This is a genomic window from Pectobacterium sp. A5351, from assembly GCF_028335745.1.
GTDB lineage: Bacteria > Pseudomonadota > Gammaproteobacteria > Enterobacterales > Enterobacteriaceae > Pectobacterium.
On sequence record NZ_CP116477.1, the window covers coordinates 1,335,774 to 1,351,254 of the forward strand.

Genomic DNA, 15,481 nt, shown 5'->3' on the forward strand with positions numbered 1-15,481 from the left:
AAAACCAATGGTTTGGTCAGGTACGCCGCAAGAGCATGTTATTGCTCAGCGGAAGTGTTCTGCTGATGGCGTCATCATTGACGTGGGGCGCCGAATTTTCCGCTAGCTTTAAGGGCACGGATATTCAGGAGTTTATCAATACCGTCAGTAAGAATCTGAATAAGACGGTCATTATCGATCCGTCAGTCAGCGGAACGATTACCGTACGCAGCTATGACATGATGAATGAAGAACAGTATTACCAGTTCTTCCTGAGCGTGCTGGATGTCTATGGGTTTACCGTGATTCCGATGGATAACAACGTCCTGAAAATTATTCGCTCGAAGGATGCGAAATCGACGTCTATGCCGCTGGCTACTGATGATCAGCCTGGCATTGGTGATGAAGTGGTGACGCGTGTTGTGCCAGTGAACAACGTCGCTGCCCGCGATCTGGCACCGCTGTTACGCCAGTTGAACGACAACGCCGGTGCCGGAAGCGTGGTGCATTACGAACCGTCAAACGTGCTGTTGATGACGGGGCGCGCGGGAGTGATCAAGCGGTTGATGACGATTGTCGAACGGGTTGATCAGACGGGCGATCGGAATGTGACCAGCATACCGCTCTCTTACGCCTCATCAACGGAAGTGGTGAAGATGGTGAATGAACTGAACAAGATGGATGAGAAATCCGCCTTGCCAGGGATGTTGACCGCGAATGTGGTGGCTGATGAACGAACCAACTCGGTGCTGGTGCGTGGGGAACCGAATTCACGCCAGCGCGTGATTGATATGATCAAGCAGCTCGATCGCCAGCAGGCGGTGCAGGGCAATACCAAAGTCATCTATCTCAAATACGCCAAGGCCGCCGATCTGGTCGAAGTGCTCACTGGCGTCGGTGACAGCATCCAAACCGACCAGCAAAATGCGCTGCCTGCACTGCGCAAAGATATTTCGATTAAGGCACACGAGCAAACCAATTCCCTGATCGTGAATGCTGCGCCTGACATCATGCGGGATCTGGAGCAGGTGATCGCACAGTTGGATATCCGTCGTCCTCAGGTATTGGTCGAAGCGATTATCGCGGAAGTACAGGATGCCGATGGGATGAATCTTGGCGTTCAGTGGGCCAATAAAAATGCCGGAACGACGCAGTTTACGAATACCGGGTTACCGATCACGACAATGATGGTGGGTGCGGATCAGTATCGGCGTGATGGGACGCTTAATACCGCAACATCGAGTGCACTGAGCAGCTTCAACGGCATTGCCGCAGGTTTCTATCAGGGGAACTGGAGCATGCTGATGACGGCGCTGTCCAGCAACAGCAAGAACGACATTCTGGCCACGCCCAGTATCGTAACGTTGGACAACATGGAAGCGACGTTTAACGTCGGTCAGGAAGTGCCGGTATTGGCAGGGTCGCAGACGACATCCGGTGACAACGTTTTCCAAACGGTGGAGCGTAAAACGGTCGGTATCAAACTTAAGGTGAAGCCGCAAATTAACGAAGGTGACTCCGTTCTGCTGGAAATCGAACAGGAAGTCTCCAGCGTGGCAGATGCGGCCTCCAGCAGCAGTACTAACCTCGGGGCCACATTCAATACGCGTACCGTGAATAACGCGGTGCTGGTCAGCAGCGGCGAAACCGTAGTGGTGGGCGGTTTGCTGGATAAAAGTACCAATGAGTCGGCCAGTAAAGTGCCGTTGTTAGGGGATATTCCCGTTCTGGGATACCTATTCCGTTCCAACAGTCAGGAAACGAAAAAGCGTAACCTGATGCTGTTTATCCGTCCTTCGATTATTCGCGATCGCAGCCAATATCAGAGTGCCTCTGCCAGTAAGTATCGCTCGTTCAGTGCTGAAGAAGATAAACAGAGGGAGGTGAGTAACGGTGAAGGGGGGATTCTGAGTAACGATTTGCTACGCTTGCCGGAAGGTGGGAACGCTTATACGTTCCGTCAGGTTCAGTCCTCTATCGTGGCGTTTTATCCGGCGGGCGGGAAATGAGTGACGTTGCCTCCCAGATTATAGAATTACGCCCCGTACTGCCTTTTGCCTATGCGCGATCGCAGCAAATTCTATTGTTGCAGCGGGAAAATGACGCGAGCCTACAGACGATTTGCGTCGCGCAAACGCCAGCGGCCGCCTTGCTGGAGGCGCGTCGTATTGCGGGCCGTTCGCTTAAGATTGAACGCGTGACGGAAGACGAGTTTGAGCGGCAATTAGTTATTAGCTATCAGCGCGATTCGGAAGAAGCGCGCCGTTTGATGGAAGACATCGGTAATGAGATGGATTTCTACACGCTGGTGGAAGAGCTGCCAGACAGCGACGATTTGCTTGACGCCGATGACGATGCGCCGATTATCCGCCTGATCAATGCGATGTTAACCGAAGCGATTAAGGATAAGGCATCGGATATTCATATCGAGACCTATGAGCGCTATTTGCTGATCCGTTTCCGTGTCGACGGCGTACTGCGTGAAATCCTGCGTCCACAGCGTAAGCTGGCGTCACTGCTGGTATCGCGTATCAAAGTGATGGCGAAGCTGGATATTGCAGAAAAACGTATCCCGCAGGATGGCCGCATGGCGCTGAGAGTGGGGGGGCGGGCGATTGACGTGCGTGTCTCCACGTTGCCGTCGAACTACGGTGAGCGCGTCGTGCTGCGTTTGCTGGATAAAAATAGCGTTAAGCTCGATCTTGAACTGTTGGGCATGTCAGAGCGTAATCGGCAGCGGTTGGACAGCCTGATCCATCGCCCACACGGTATTATTCTGGTCACCGGCCCGACAGGGTCGGGGAAAAGTACCACGCTTTATGCCGCGCTCAGTCGCCTGAATGCCTCGGAACGTAACATCATGACGGTGGAAGATCCCATCGAGTATGAGCTGGAAGGCATTGGGCAAACGCAGGTCAATACCAAGGTGGATATGACGTTTGCCCGCGGGCTGCGTGCCATTTTGCGTCAGGACCCGGACGTGGTGCTGGTAGGGGAAATTCGTGATGGTGAAACGGCGCAGATTGCCGTGCAGGCATCGCTGACTGGTCACCTCGTGTTATCCACACTGCATACCAATAGCGCGCTGGGCGCGCTGTCTCGTTTGCAGGATATGGGTGTCGAACCTTTCCTACTTTCAACCTCTCTGCTGGGTGTGCTCGCCCAGCGTCTGGTTAGAACGTTGTGTTCTGACTGTAGCCAGCCGCATCCGGTCGACCCGGTCCAGGCTGCACAGATGGGGATCGCGCCGGGTACGCTGCTGCATAACCCCGTGGGTTGCTCGCAGTGTAGCTATACCGGCTATCGGGGACGTATCGGCATTCATGAACTGGTCTTGATCAATGACGATGTTCGCGCGGCGATCCATCGCAGTGACGGTGAAATGGCGATTGCGCAGATTCTGGGGCAGAGTCGAACCACTATCCGTCAGGACGGAGTGGAAAAGGTACTGGCGGGGCTCACGACCTGGGAAGAAGTGATCCGCGTAACCAAAGAGGAATGATATGGCACAGTACCACTATCAGGCGCTGGATGCACAGGGGAAAAAATGCCGCGGCACGCAGGAGGCCGACTCCGCCAGACAGGCTCGTCAGCTATTGCGGGAGCGCGGTCTGGTGCCATTGTCGGTTGATGAAGGCCGCGGCGACCAGCAGAAATCTGGTTCTACAGGATTCTCCCTCCGCCGTAAAATTCGGATCAGCACCTCAGATTTAGCGTTATTAACTCGGCAGTTGGCTACGCTGGTGGCGGCGTCGCTGCCGCTTGAAGAGGCGCTGGATGCGGTGGCGAAACAGAGTGAAAAGCCGCATCTGAGCCAGTTGATGGCCGCAGTGCGTAGTAAGGTGATGGAAGGTCATTCGCTGGCCGATGCGATGAAGTGTTTTCCCGGCAGCTTTGAGCGGTTGTATTGCGCGATGGTCGCCGCAGGCGAGACCTCCGGCCACCTTGATGAAGTGCTGAATAGGCTGGCGGACTACACCGAGCAGCGCCAGCAGATGCGCAGCCGCATCCAGCAGGCGATGATCTATCCCTGCGTGCTAACCGTCGTTGCGATTGCCGTAGTCAGTATTTTGCTGTCCGTCGTAGTGCCGAAAGTCGTCGAGCAGTTTATTCATATGAAGCAGGCGCTGCCGCTTTCTACCCGCGTGTTGATGGGGATGAGCGATGCGGTGCGCACGTTCGGGCCGTGGGTGGTGTTGGCGCTGCTGGCCGCGTTTATGGCGCTTCGCGTGATGTTGCGGCAAGAAAAGCGACGTATCAGTTTTCATCGACGTCTGCTGTATTTACCGCTGCTTGGCCGTATCGCTCGTGGCCTGAATACGGCGCGTTACGCGCGGACGCTTAGTATTCTCAACGCCAGTGCGGTGCCACTGTTGCAGGCGATGCGCATTAGCGGCGATGTGATGAGTAACGACTATGCCCGCCATCGGCTCGCGCTGGCGACGGATGCGGTACGTGAGGGGGTCAGCCTGCACAAAGCGCTGGAACAGACGGCGCTCTTTCCCCCCATGATGCGCCATATGATCGCCAGCGGTGAACGTAGCGGCGAGTTGGACAGCATGCTGGAACGAGCGGCGGATAATCAGGATCGGGAATTCAGTTCGCAGATGACGCTGGCGCTGGGGTTATTTGAACCTTTGCTGGTGGTCAGCATGGCGGCGGTGGTGTTGTTTATCGTACTGGCTATTTTACAACCGATTCTGCAACTGAATACGTTAATGAGTTCGTAAGAGAACCAATAATTGAACGAGGAAAAGTAAGGATGCAACAGTCTCAGCGTAGTTATGGTAAGCATAGTTATGGTCAGCATAGCCAACGTGGTTTTACCCTGTTGGAAATTATGGTGGTGATCGTCATTCTTGGCGTACTGGCGAGTCTGGTCGTGCCCAATCTGATGGGGAATAAGGAGAAGGCGGACAGGCAAAAAGCCGTCAGCGATATTGTGTCTCTCGAAAGCGCACTCGACATGTATAAGTTGGATAACAACCGTTATCCGTCCACCGAGCAGGGACTGAAAGCGTTGGTGACGAAGCCGACGGTGCAACCGGAGCCACGTAACTACCCAGCCGATGGCTATATTCGCCGCCTGCCGCAGGATCCATGGGGTTCGGAGTATCAACTGATGAATCCCGGCCAGCACGGCAAACTGGATATCTTCTCTCTGGGGCCAGATGGCATGCCGGGAACAGAAGATGATATCGGCAACTGGAACCTGGATAAGAAATAAAGACATGGGCGGTATACCTAATATTGATGACTTAAGCCCGTTGTTAGGGGAAACACAGGGGGAGGTTCCCGCAGGGAGGCCTCACCCCTGTGGTCGCCCCGTGTATCTCAATGCTTAAACGATCGGCATTAGGCGATATTCCCGTCTTTACTGGTGACTGTTGCAGACGGAATTGTGGATAGTTGCTATCGATGGCGGCGGGAAAAGGACGGCAAAGCGCAATGAAGCGGGAAACGAGGAAGCAGCAGGGGTTCACTCTGCTGGAAATGATGCTGGTCGTGCTACTGGCGGGCATCGCGGCTGGCATGGTAGTCATGGCGTTTCCTCCCGAACGCCAGAATGACAGCGCGTGGCAGTTGGCTCGTTTTCAGGCGCAGTTAGAGTTTGCCGCGGAAAGCAGTCAGGTTAACGACTACATGTTGGGTGTTCGCATCTATCCCGATCGCTGGCAGTTTTATCAACTCCAGCGACCCGAGGCATCGGAAGGGATGCCGATCCCGAGCGGCGATCGCTGGCAGGGCTACAAGTGGCAGCCGTGGCAACCACATCGGGTGAGCACAACGGCAACGCTGCCTGATGCATTCCGGCTTGAGCTAGTGCAGGCTGATGGGAAGAAAGTCGAGAAAACGCAGAGTGGCGACGACCCCGATATCCTGATTTTACCCGGCGGCGAAATCACGCCTTTCCGTCTGCTCGTTACGTCTAAAGACAAAGCGCTCTCGAATTGGCTCCAGGTGGATGGAACCGGACGATTTTTAACGTCGATGAGTCAGGGTAAGAAACGATGAAACGACAAAAAGGGATGACGCTGGTGGAAGTGCTGGTCGCGCTAAGCGTTTTCGCGCTTGCAGGCATTGCGGTGTTGCAAACGACAGCCAGACAGGCAAGCAGTCTGAGCCGACTGGAAGAGAAGACGTTTGCTGGCTGGGTGGCGGAAAACCAGCAGGTACAACTGCGACTGGAACAGCGCTGGCCGGAAGCCACGTGGGTGAGAGGCGAAACGCAGTTCGCGGGCATGCGCTGGCATTGGCGCTGGCAAGGCGTAGAGACGGGTGACCCTCAGACCAAAGCGCTGGATGTGGAAGTGCGGCGTAATAAAGATGCTTTTGCCGCGGATGCTTCGCTGCGTACCTATGTGGTGAAGCAATAATGTTTAATAAAATAGGGACATGCGATCAAATAAGACGGAGCCGAGAGGCAGGACGCCAGAAACGCCAGCAGGGGTTTACGCTGCTGGAGATGATCCTGGCGATCGCGATCTTTGCCGCGCTAAGCGTCAGTGCCTTTCAGGTTCTGAACGGGGTGATGCGTAACGATGAAATTTCGCAGCGCAAGGCCGAGCGTTTGGCCGAAATACAGCGCGCCTTTTCACAAATGGACAGCGATTTCTCCCAGATGATCGCGCGCGGCAGCAGAGGCAGTACCTCGATATTTTACGCCGGTCGCGATCAGCTAAAAAGCGATGACTGGGGCGTCAGCTTTATGCGTAATGGCTGGCAGAACCCGTTTGGCATACTGCCACGCTCTGAACTTCAGCCTGTGGCCTATCGGCTACGGGAACATACTCTGGAACGGTTAACCCACGTGGTGCCTGACCCCATTGAAGGGATCGATCCTGGTGTAAAACCGCTTCTCACGCAGGTCGACGGTTTCCGCCTGCGTTTTTTCAGCAATAAAACCTGGCGCGATCGCTGGGATAACAGTACGCAATTGCCACAAGGGATTGAAGTGGTGCTGACCTTAAGGGATTACGGAGAAATGTCGCGTATGTTCTTGATTACCACCGGGCCAGTTAAATGAGGTCGCGTCAGCGTGGCGCGGCGCTACTGGTGGTGCTCCTGATTCTGGCATTAATGGTGACGATTGCTGCGGTGATTACGGAACGCACTGGCAAAGCGTTTTTGCGCACTGAAAGCCATTTGAGCCGTCAACAAGCGAAATGGTATGCCTTGGGGGCGGAAACGCTAAGCGGGCAGATATTACTGAGCGACGCGAAGAATATGCCGGGGCGCACGTTTGTCGGGCAGAACTGGTCTCAGCCGGGGCATCGTTTCCCGGTGGAGGGAGGGGAAATCATCGGCCAGATTAGCGATGCGCGCACCTGCTTTAATGTGAATGCGATCAATCAAGGCGTGGATAACGAGAGCACGGTGGTGAAGACACCTTATCCGGCGCAGGTTTTCCGCTTGCTATTGAAAAATCTGGGCGAAGATGCGGATCGTGCAGAGAAAATTACTGCGGCGTTGCGCGACTGGATTGACGTGGATAACTATCCGTCGGCGAACGGTGCAGAAGATGAGCTCTACGCCACGTTGCCAGTGCCTTATCGTACTGCCAATCAGAGAATGAGTGAAATCAGCGAATTACGCGCAGTTTATGGCATGGACAGCGATCTCTATCGCCGGTTATTGCCCTATGTCTGTGCGCTGCCGATGGATACGATGTCGATTAATATCAACACATTGACTGAATTTGATGCCCCGCTGTTATCTGCTTTATTCCTGAATGAAATGACGATGTCGCAGGCGAAAGCGCTGGTGCAGCAGCGGCCTCGTACGGGATGGGCAGGCCTTGAGGTCCTGCAACAAACCGGGTTATTGCCCCCGAATAGTAAAAATACCGCGCAGCGAGTGCTGGCAGTGAAAAGTGAATGGTTCTTTGTAAAACTCCAGGTGCGTGTTGGCGACAGTGATTTTCATCAGCGCAGTTTGCTTCATCTGAGTGGACAAAAGGTACAGGTCGTGCAGCGACAATATGGAGGATATAGGACGGTGAATCCATGAAAATAGCGGAAAAATGGAAGCGAAAAGCCGCGAAGGCCCCATTAAATCGAGGTTCGGTTGTCCGACATCCGTGCCTTATTGTACGTCTTCCGGTAGAGGAACTGGGAGACATTGAATGGCAGGTGCGTTCATCCAATGGGGAAAGTTTACTGAGTCAGGGACGCGGTAGCGTAGAGCAGGTTCGTCAGGCGCTGGCGGTGTATCCGTCCGTGGCTTTCACCCGTGTTTTGGTTCCGGCAACTGACGTGACGTTTTATGCCCTGACGCTGCCCCGGCAGGCTCGGCGTCAGCTAACGCAAGTCGTGCCGTTTATGTTGGAAGATCAACTGGCGACGGAAATTGAAAAGCTGCATTTTGCCGTGCTGGAAATTCATGGCGATGACGGCACGGTCGCCGTGGTGGAACAAAGCCGGATGCAGCGTTGGCTATCGCAGTGTGATGCGCTGAGGCTCAACGTCGATACCTTATTGCCCGATGCCCGCGTATTGCCGAAGCATCAGGATGGCTGGAGCGCGTTACAGCATGATGACATGTGGTTATTTCGCCAGCCGACGGGCCACACCATGGCGGCGGAGTCCTCCTGGTGCGGTGACCTGCTGAAAGCGTCTATGCCGCTGCCAGCGATATACAGCTACAGTGCTGCATCGGTAGGCGGTGAGCTATCGCAGTATGACTGGCAGGAGGAGGGCGAGTGGAAAGCCCAGCCCGAAACGGATCTCTTCACGCTGGCGGCCATGGCGCAGCTACCTGCTTCGGTCGATTTGCGGCAAGGCGATTATGCGCCGGAGAAAGCCTGGCAAAACACGCTGCTGCCGTGGCGTGGCGTCGGGATTGCTTTTGCCTGTTACCTTCTGTTGGTCGTGGCGGATGCTGGCTGGGCGCACTATCAGCTTTATCAGCAGGCCGAGCATTGGCGGCAGGAAAGCGTTCGCGTCTATCGGCAGATTTTCCCTTCCGAGGCGAATGTTGTTAACCCACGCGCGCAGATGCAGCAGCACCTGCAAAGCACGGCAGCCGGAGGGGCGGGGAAAGGGCTACTGGAGCAATTGAATCCCTTACAGCAACTGATGACGCAGAATAGCGCCATCAAAATTCAGTCACTGTCTTATGATGGTTCCGCTGGAGAATTCCGGCTGGCGTTGCAGGCCACGTCGTATCAGGAGTTAGAGCAGTTTCAGCAGCAGGCAGCCGCTTATTATCAGGTACAGGCGGGGGAGATGCGGCAGGAAAACGATCGGGTTGAAGGCCGCTTAACGTTAAGGAGCCAGCAATGAATGAATTACGGCAACGCTGGCAGGCGATGAGCCAGCGTGAGCGTCAACTGATGGTCGTGTGTGCGGCGGTGCTCCTGCTCTGTCTGGTGTATTACGCTATTTTTCAGCCGTGGCAACTGCGGGAAGAACAGTGGGAACGCACGATTTCTCGCGAGCAACAGACCGTCAACTGGATGCAAAAACAGGCCTCATCGATTCCGCGGGGCAATCAGTTACAGGGGGAGAATAGTCAGCGCGGTGTCAGTCTGCCGATTTTGATTTCGCAAAGTACCAAACGTTACGGGCTGACTGTTGTACGCTTGCAACCGCAGGGCAATCAGGCGTCGGTGACGCTGGCCCAGAGCGACTTTACTAGCCTGCTGCGCTGGCTTAGCGAACTGGAACAGAAAAACGGCGTGAAAGTGCTGTCGCTGGATGTGAATGCCGTCGAGCAAAGTCCTGGAGTCGTGGATGTGACCAGACTGATGCTGGAACGGGCGGATGAAGCGTAAATCCGGCATTGGCACGGGTGTCGCTCTGGTTCTGGCCTATGGGCTGTTCCTCGCATATTATGCGCCTGCCCGTTTGCTTACTGCGGTGCCGCTGCCGGCTGGCATGGTGGCAGCGGAAGCTGCTGGAACGCTGTGGCAGGGGAATCTGCAACGGGTTAGCTGGCGCACGTTAACGTTGGACAATGTGCATTGGAACATCACTTTCTCGGGTTTTATGCCCGCGCTGAAAATTGCGTTTCAAAACCCAGAAGGCATTGTAGGCCACGGGATCATTCGCGGCTGGCAGCAGCCACAGTTTTATCAATGGCGGCTTTCTGTGCCAGCGGACTATTTGTTCCGCCATCTGCGTTTTATCGTGCCAATCGGGGCAGAAGGAAACGTGCAACTGAACCTGCAAGAAGCGACGGTCAACCATTCTGGCTGCCAGTCTCTGGATGCCAACATAACCTGGCCTGGCGCGCGGGTGAAAACACCGCTGGGTGGGCTTGTGCTCGCGACACCTCAGGTTACATTACGCTGCCAGCAAGGGGCGCTTGAAGCGAGCCTGCGGCAGACCTCCTCACATTTGCAACTGTCTGGTAAAGGCAGCGTCACCCCGAAAGGCGAATACCGTTTTACGGGGCAACTGAGTAGCGGAAACGGCTTGCCTGCGACCATGAAAAAATTATTGGCGACCACTGGCAAAGCGGATGAACAAGGTGCCAGAACGCTGAATTTTCAGGGATACCTGTTGTAACAAGGACGAGCGTTGTAATAGAAACGCTTGTTGTCATCACGGTGTCGCTGGCTGCAAAAAATGGATCGCTAACTTATCTCTTTTCTTTATCAACAATCAGGGACTAACGTGGACGATTTAAGGGAGTTCGCACAGGTGTTTCCAGCATGGTGGTTTGGTGCGCTTGGCGTATTGGGATTGATGGTTGGCAGTTTTCTGAATGTGGTGATTTACCGCCTGCCGATCATGCTGGAGCGGCGTTGGCGTCAGGACATCGAACTCCAGACGAGGATTACCGATTCTGATCGTGTTGAGGCGCGTTACAATCTGTGGTGGCCGCCTTCGTCTTGCCCGCACTGTCAGCGGGCGATTGCGGTGAAAGATAACATCCCGTTATTCAGTTGGCTGTGGCTACGCGGTCGCTCCCGCTGCTGTCATCAGCCGGTGTCTGTGCAGTATCCGTTGGTGGAAGTCATCACCATGCTGGCTTTTCTGGCTGCGGGGTTGCTGTGGCTACCCGGTATGGCGCTGTTGGGGGCGTTGATCCTGCTGTCCTTTCTGGTGGTGTTGACCGTTATTGATATAAAAACGCTGCTGCTGCCGGATGTGCTTACGCTGTCGCTATTGTGGATAGGGCTATTGTTTAACCTGTCGGAGACATTTGTTCCATTACGTGATGCCGTGGTCGGTGCCATGGCGGGCTATTTGTCCCTGTGGCTACTTTACTGGGTATTTAAATACGCCACAGGCAAAGAGGCGCTAGGGTATGGTGATTTTAAGTTACTGGCCGCGCTGGGAGCTTGGCTGGGCTGGCAGGCATTGCCGAATTTGGTTTTGGTGGCGGCGCTGAGTGGGCTGATCGTGACACTTATTTGGCGTGGGTTGCGTAAAGAGGATACGGCTAAGCCGCTGGCCTTTGGCCCCTGGCTGGCAATAGGCGGCGTGTTCGGCGTAGTAATGAACGGATTCAATCTGTAGAGCATAACGAAGGTAATACCGAATCATTGGCTGAATGAAGATCGGCAGGCATAAAAATAGGCTGAGGGTATAAATACCATCAGCCTTTTTTATCTCTGTGTGTGCCCTTCAATGAATAAATCTTTGTCGGGCAAATGACAGGTTATTCTACCATCAGCATAAAGGTACTCACCCAAACGACTAAACAGAATGAGATACCCATAAAAAAATACTTCACCGATTTATTCTCCAGCAGAAACCACGCCAGCAACGATCCCGATTGTGCGTTTTATTATGGAAGGAAATCATTACACAGCCGGCTATGTCACCGAAGGGTAATCTTTCCCGTTGTCATCACCAGAATCACACCAGTTATGACGGGATCGGCGCTAAATCTACGCCGAGTGAGGGGGGGAATTCAAGAGGTCCAGAAACTATATTTTCAAAATAGCATTAAAAAGCGTTGAGCCCTTTCAGCGTCTGAAAAAACGGGGGAATAGGCGTGAAAATAGCCCTCAATTCCCCCGATTCCTGATGCTGTTATCTTCGGTTTTTGACGCCTGTTGAGCAGGCCTTAGTGCGTCAGACAGCAGACCTATTCTCTCCATCCCATTGCGGGGGCTATATGTTTCAGGATCGCTTCAATAACATGCGCATTGTAATCCACGCCCAGTTGGTTCGGCACCGTGAGCAAGAGCGTATCCGCTTCGGCAATCGCTTCATCCTGTTTTAACTGCTGGATGAGTGCTTCCGGTTCGGCGGCATAGCTGCGCCCGAAGATCGCACGCGTTTTTTCATCCAGAAAACCCACTTTGTCGCTATCGTTACTGCTACCGCCAAAGTAGGCGCGATCGCGATGATCCATCAGGGCAAAAATACTGCGGCTGACGGAAACGCGTGGCGTACGTGTATGCCCCGCTTCAGTCCAGGCGGCCCGATAGGCGCGAATTTGCTGTGCCTGTTGGATATGAAAAGGTTCGCCTGTTTCATCGTCTTTTAGCGTTGAGCTTTGCAGGTTCATGCCCAGTTTCGCTGCCCAGACTGCCGTGGCATTCGAGCCTGCCCCCCACCAGATGCGTTCGCGTAATCCATCAGAATAAGGTTCCAGACGCAAAAGACCCGGTGGATTCGGAAACATTGGCTGCGGGTTCGGTTTTGCAAACCCTTCGCCACGCAGTACATCCAGCAGGACTTCGGTGTGACGCCGTGCCATGCCCGCTTCTGATTCCCCTTCTGTAGGCTGGTAGCCAAAGTAGCGCCAGCCATCGATCACCTGCTCAGGCGAACCACGGCTGATGCCGAGCTGTAAGCGTCCGCCAGAGATCAGATCGGCGGCGCTGGCGTTTTCAGCCATGTAGAGCGGGTTTTCGTAGCGCATGTCGATGACGCCAGTGCCAATCTCTATGCTTTTGGTTTTCGCGCCAATCGCAGACAGCAGTGGAAAGGGTGAACCTAACTGGCGAGCAAAGTGGTGCACCCTGAAATAAGCCCCGTCAGCGCCCAGTTCCTCAGCGGCGACAGTGAGGTCGATAGATTGCAGTAAGGCATCAGCCGCGGAACGCGTGCCAGACTGCTGTGAGGGTGCCCAGTGGCCGAATGATAAAAAGCCGATCTTCTTCATAGGGTATTTATCCTTATATTCAGGCTCGCTCTGCACAGCAAGAGTATACAAATTCAATGATGGGATCACTCTACGCGATTAATAGTGAGAATAAATATCATTTTTTTAACGTAATAATTCAGTTTATCTGACCAAACGTTAGCAGAATAAATAATCTTTTTGGTTGGGATGTCTGGCTGCGTTCACGTAAAGAGCACACCTGTTATTTAGGAAAAACGCACTCAGGCTTATCTACCCCAAAATTGGTATCTAAATATTATTATGAGCGAGATCAGTATTTTCTTTTTCGTTGTCGTTATATTATTTAATGCATAACGAAAATCAGGATACCAACATGATAAAGAAATTTGGCTACACGCTGTGGTTTACCGGGCTGTTTTTGGTGTTTTCCAACGCATGGGCGGCGCGTCAGGTGACCGATCAGCTCGGGCGTAATGTGACGATCCCTGATCATGTTAATCGCGTGGTGGTGTTGCAGCATCAAACCTTAAACCTGCTGGTACAGCTGGATGCGCAAGAGAGTGTGGTTGGTGTGCTTTCCAGTTGGAAGAAACAACTGGGTGAGCATTATTTGCGGCTGGCTCCGCGTCTGGCGGATTTGCCGGTGCCGGGCGATCTCACTCAGGTGAATATTGAAAGCCTGTTGAAACTGTCGCCGCAAGTGGTTTTTGTCGCTAACTATGCACCGCCGGAAATGATTGCGCAGATTGAGCGGACGGGAATTCCTGTCGTGGCGATTTCGCTGCGTCAGGATCAACCGGGAGAAGCCGACAAAATCAATCCTACGATGAGCGACGAAAACACGGCGTATAACGAAGGGCTCAAAGCAGGGATTCGGCTGATTGGTGATGTGGTTGAGCGCCAGAAACAGGCGGAGGCGCTGATTGACTATACGTTTACGCAGCGGCAAAACGTGAGCGCGCGTTTAGCGTCTATTCCAGAAGAGAAGCGAATCCGCGTGTATATGGCTAACCCAGACCTGACAACCTACGGTTCCGGGAAATATACCGGCCTGATGATGTCGCATGCGGGAGCGCTGAATGTCGCGGCCGCATCGATAAAAGGCTTCAAACAGGTGTCGATTGAAAATGTACTGAGCTGGAATCCGCAGGTGATTTTCGTACAGGACCGCTACCCGGATGTCGTGAAGCAGATCGTCAACGATCCAGCCTGGCAGGCAATTGATGCGGTGAAACAGCATCGTGTGTATCTGATGCCAGAATACGCCAAAGCCTGGGGTTACCCGATGCCAGAAGCATTGGCGATTGGCGAACTGTGGATGGCGAAAAAGCTGTACCCTGAACGTTTTGCCGATATCGATATGCAAAAAGCCGCCGATGAGTATTACCAACGCTTCTATCGTATGGACTACCATGAGGAAGCCTCCGCAGCGCAATGAGTTATCGTACCTACCGGATCACGCTGCTGACGGTGGTGATGTCCACGCTGTTGATTGCCGTGTGTTCACTGGGGATAGGGCGTTTTAGCTTATCCCCGTGGCGCATCGTCCAGATTCTTGTCGAACCGCTGTCTGGCAACGATCTGTTGTTCGGAAAAAAACCACTGCTTGGGGATATCGAACGGCAAGTGGTGTGGAGTGTACGCCTACCTCGCGTGCTATTAGCCTGGTGTGCGGGCGCGGCGCTGGCGCTGAGCGGGGCCACGCTGCAAGGCGTTTTCCGTAACCCGCTGGTCGATCCGCATATTATCGGCGTGTCTGCTGGCGCGGCCTTCGGCGGCACGTTAGCGATTTTATTAAGCTGGACGCCGCTGTTTTTGCTGCTGTCTGCATTTACGTTCGGCATGCTGGCGCTCTTGCTGATTTTCATGATGGCCGCCGCATTCGGTAAGCAGAACGTGCTGATCCTGATTCTGGCCGGTGTCATCCTCAGCGGCTTTTTCGGCGCGCTGGTCAGCCTGATGCAATATCTGGCGGATACCGAAGAGAAGCTGCCAAGCATCGTTTTCTGGCTGCTGGGCAGTTTTGCCACCGCACACTGGAACTCGCTGGTCGCAACGGCGGTGCCGCTAGGTCTCGCGGGCGGACTATTGCTGCGACTGCGTTGGCACATCAACGTATTGTCGATGGGTGAACAGGATGCGCAAGCATTGGGCGTTGTCGTGCAGCCCTTGCGCTGGTTGATTTTGAGTTTGTGTGCCGCGATAGTCGCCGCTCAGGTGGCGGTCAGCGGCAGTATCGGCTGGATTGGGCTGGTCATTCCCCATGTCGCACGTCGGTTGGTGGGGGCCGATCATCGTCGCCTGCTGCCGGTGTCATTGTGGCTGGGCGGCGGCTTTATGGTGCTGGTGGACGATCTGGCGCGCACGCTCAGTGAAGCCGAGATTCCGTTAGGCATTCTGACGGCGCTACTTGGCGCGCCACTTTTTGCCGTGCTGTTATATAAAACGCAGCGGCAGGAGAGGGGACGCTAGC

16 protein-coding genes are annotated in these 15,481 nt (G+C 54.2%); 14 read left to right on the forward strand and 2 right to left on the reverse strand.

What is annotated here, in order from left to right; all coding sequences use genetic code 11:
* Positions 1 to 35: 35 nt before the first annotated feature.
* The 12 genes from gspD (at position 36) to O1Q74_RS06315 (ending at position 11,447) form a co-directional block, all read left to right on the forward strand.
* Entirely contained in the window at positions 36 to 1,988 is a 1,953-nt protein-coding gene (gspD, locus tag O1Q74_RS06260; RefSeq protein ID WP_271878785.1) for a type II secretion system secretin GspD, read from the forward strand.
* Complete coding sequence (gene gspE, locus O1Q74_RS06265; RefSeq protein ID WP_271877162.1) at positions 1,985 to 3,481, forward strand: type II secretion system ATPase GspE; 1,497 nt, start codon at positions 1,985 to 1,987, stop codon at positions 3,479 to 3,481. The genes gspD and gspE overlap by 4 nt, the downstream gene beginning before the upstream one ends.
* Before the next feature lies 1 nt (position 3,482).
* On the forward strand, positions 3,483 to 4,709 hold the full coding sequence (gene gspF / locus O1Q74_RS06270; protein ID WP_271877164.1) for a type II secretion system inner membrane protein GspF: 1,227 nt from the start codon (positions 3,483 to 3,485) through the stop codon (positions 4,707 to 4,709).
* 32 nt (positions 4,710 to 4,741) lie between these two features.
* Complete coding sequence (gene gspG / locus O1Q74_RS06275) at positions 4,742 to 5,206, forward strand: type II secretion system major pseudopilin GspG (protein WP_271877167.1); 465 nt, start codon at positions 4,742 to 4,744, stop codon at positions 5,204 to 5,206.
* A gap of 221 nt (positions 5,207 to 5,427) precedes the next feature.
* On the forward strand, positions 5,428 to 5,994 hold the full coding sequence (gspH, locus tag O1Q74_RS06280) for a type II secretion system minor pseudopilin GspH (protein WP_334311407.1): 567 nt from the start codon (positions 5,428 to 5,430) through the stop codon (positions 5,992 to 5,994).
* On the forward strand, positions 5,991 to 6,356 hold the full coding sequence (gspI, locus tag O1Q74_RS06285; protein ID WP_271877171.1) for a type II secretion system minor pseudopilin GspI: 366 nt from the start codon (positions 5,991 to 5,993) through the stop codon (positions 6,354 to 6,356). The genes gspH and gspI overlap by 4 nt, the downstream gene beginning before the upstream one ends.
* Positions 6,356 to 7,006, forward strand: a complete 651-nt coding sequence (gene gspJ / locus O1Q74_RS06290; protein ID WP_271877173.1) for a type II secretion system minor pseudopilin GspJ — start codon at positions 6,356 to 6,358, stop codon at positions 7,004 to 7,006. The genes gspI and gspJ overlap by 1 nt, the downstream gene beginning before the upstream one ends.
* Positions 7,003 to 7,989, forward strand: a complete 987-nt coding sequence (gene gspK, locus O1Q74_RS06295; protein ID WP_271877175.1) for a type II secretion system minor pseudopilin GspK — start codon at positions 7,003 to 7,005, stop codon at positions 7,987 to 7,989. Before gspJ ends, gspK begins: the two co-directional genes overlap by 4 nt.
* Positions 7,986 to 9,263, forward strand: a complete 1,278-nt coding sequence (gene gspL, locus O1Q74_RS06300) for a type II secretion system protein GspL (RefSeq protein WP_271877177.1) — start codon at positions 7,986 to 7,988, stop codon at positions 9,261 to 9,263. The genes gspK and gspL overlap by 4 nt, the downstream gene beginning before the upstream one ends.
* Positions 9,260 to 9,754 (forward strand): type II secretion system protein M, encoded by a 495-nt coding sequence (locus tag O1Q74_RS06305; RefSeq protein ID WP_271877178.1) that lies wholly within the window; start codon positions 9,260 to 9,262, stop codon positions 9,752 to 9,754. The genes gspL and O1Q74_RS06305 overlap by 4 nt, the downstream gene beginning before the upstream one ends.
* Positions 9,744 to 10,490, forward strand: a complete 747-nt coding sequence (locus tag O1Q74_RS06310) for a type II secretion system protein N (protein ID WP_271877180.1) — start codon at positions 9,744 to 9,746, stop codon at positions 10,488 to 10,490. The genes O1Q74_RS06305 and O1Q74_RS06310 overlap by 11 nt, the downstream gene beginning before the upstream one ends.
* Positions 10,491 to 10,598: 108 nt before the next feature.
* Positions 10,599 to 11,447 (forward strand): prepilin peptidase, encoded by an 849-nt coding sequence (locus O1Q74_RS06315; protein WP_271877182.1) that lies wholly within the window; start codon positions 10,599 to 10,601, stop codon positions 11,445 to 11,447.
* A gap of 142 nt (positions 11,448 to 11,589) precedes the next feature.
* Here the strand turns inward: O1Q74_RS06315 and ypdK are convergent, their stop codons facing one another.
* A complete protein-coding gene (gene ypdK / locus O1Q74_RS06320; RefSeq protein ID WP_099606229.1) occupies positions 11,590 to 11,664 on the reverse strand; it encodes a membrane protein YpdK in 75 nt (24 codons plus the stop codon).
* A gap of 357 nt (positions 11,665 to 12,021) precedes the next feature.
* A complete protein-coding gene (locus O1Q74_RS06325) occupies positions 12,022 to 13,047 on the reverse strand; it encodes an LLM class flavin-dependent oxidoreductase (RefSeq protein WP_271877184.1) in 1,026 nt (341 codons plus the stop codon).
* Between the two features lie 334 nt (positions 13,048 to 13,381).
* On the opposite strand from O1Q74_RS06325, the gene O1Q74_RS06330 reads away from it, so the two are divergent.
* Positions 13,382 to 14,446: an ABC transporter substrate-binding protein gene (locus O1Q74_RS06330; protein ID WP_271877186.1), complete on the forward strand. Its 1,065-nt coding sequence runs from the start codon at positions 13,382 to 13,384 to the stop codon at positions 14,444 to 14,446.
* On the forward strand, positions 14,443 to 15,480 hold the full coding sequence (locus O1Q74_RS06335; RefSeq protein WP_271877188.1) for a FecCD family ABC transporter permease: 1,038 nt from the start codon (positions 14,443 to 14,445) through the stop codon (positions 15,478 to 15,480). The genes O1Q74_RS06330 and O1Q74_RS06335 overlap by 4 nt, the downstream gene beginning before the upstream one ends.
* Position 15,481: the final 1 nt, after the last annotated feature.

Bases quoted from the DNA above. Each gene is read 5' to 3' on its own strand.
- gspD (WP_271878785.1), top strand. From the start codon at position 36: ATGTTATTGCTCAGCGGAAGTGTTCTGCTGATGGCGTCATCATTGACG.
- gspE (WP_271877162.1), top strand. From the start codon at position 1,985: ATGAGTGACGTTGCCTCCCAGATTATAGAATTACGCCCCGTACTGCCT.
- gspF (WP_271877164.1), top strand. From the start codon at position 3,483: ATGGCACAGTACCACTATCAGGCGCTGGATGCACAGGGGAAAAAATGC.
- gspG (WP_271877167.1), top strand. From the start codon at position 4,742: ATGCAACAGTCTCAGCGTAGTTATGGTAAGCATAGTTATGGTCAGCAT.
- gspH (WP_334311407.1), top strand. From the start codon at position 5,428: ATGAAGCGGGAAACGAGGAAGCAGCAGGGGTTCACTCTGCTGGAAATG.
- gspI (WP_271877171.1), top strand. From the start codon at position 5,991: ATGAAACGACAAAAAGGGATGACGCTGGTGGAAGTGCTGGTCGCGCTA.
- gspJ (WP_271877173.1), top strand. From the start codon at position 6,356: ATGTTTAATAAAATAGGGACATGCGATCAAATAAGACGGAGCCGAGAG.
- gspK (WP_271877175.1), top strand. From the start codon at position 7,003: ATGAGGTCGCGTCAGCGTGGCGCGGCGCTACTGGTGGTGCTCCTGATT.
- gspL (WP_271877177.1), top strand. From the start codon at position 7,986: ATGAAAATAGCGGAAAAATGGAAGCGAAAAGCCGCGAAGGCCCCATTA.
- O1Q74_RS06305 (WP_271877178.1), top strand. From the start codon at position 9,260: ATGAATGAATTACGGCAACGCTGGCAGGCGATGAGCCAGCGTGAGCGT.
- O1Q74_RS06310 (WP_271877180.1), top strand. From the start codon at position 9,744: ATGAAGCGTAAATCCGGCATTGGCACGGGTGTCGCTCTGGTTCTGGCC.
- O1Q74_RS06325 (WP_271877184.1), bottom strand. From the start codon at position 13,047: ATGAAGAAGATCGGCTTTTTATCATTCGGCCACTGGGCACCCTCACAG.
- O1Q74_RS06330 (WP_271877186.1), top strand. From the start codon at position 13,382: ATGATAAAGAAATTTGGCTACACGCTGTGGTTTACCGGGCTGTTTTTG.
- O1Q74_RS06335 (WP_271877188.1), top strand. From the start codon at position 14,443: ATGAGTTATCGTACCTACCGGATCACGCTGCTGACGGTGGTGATGTCC.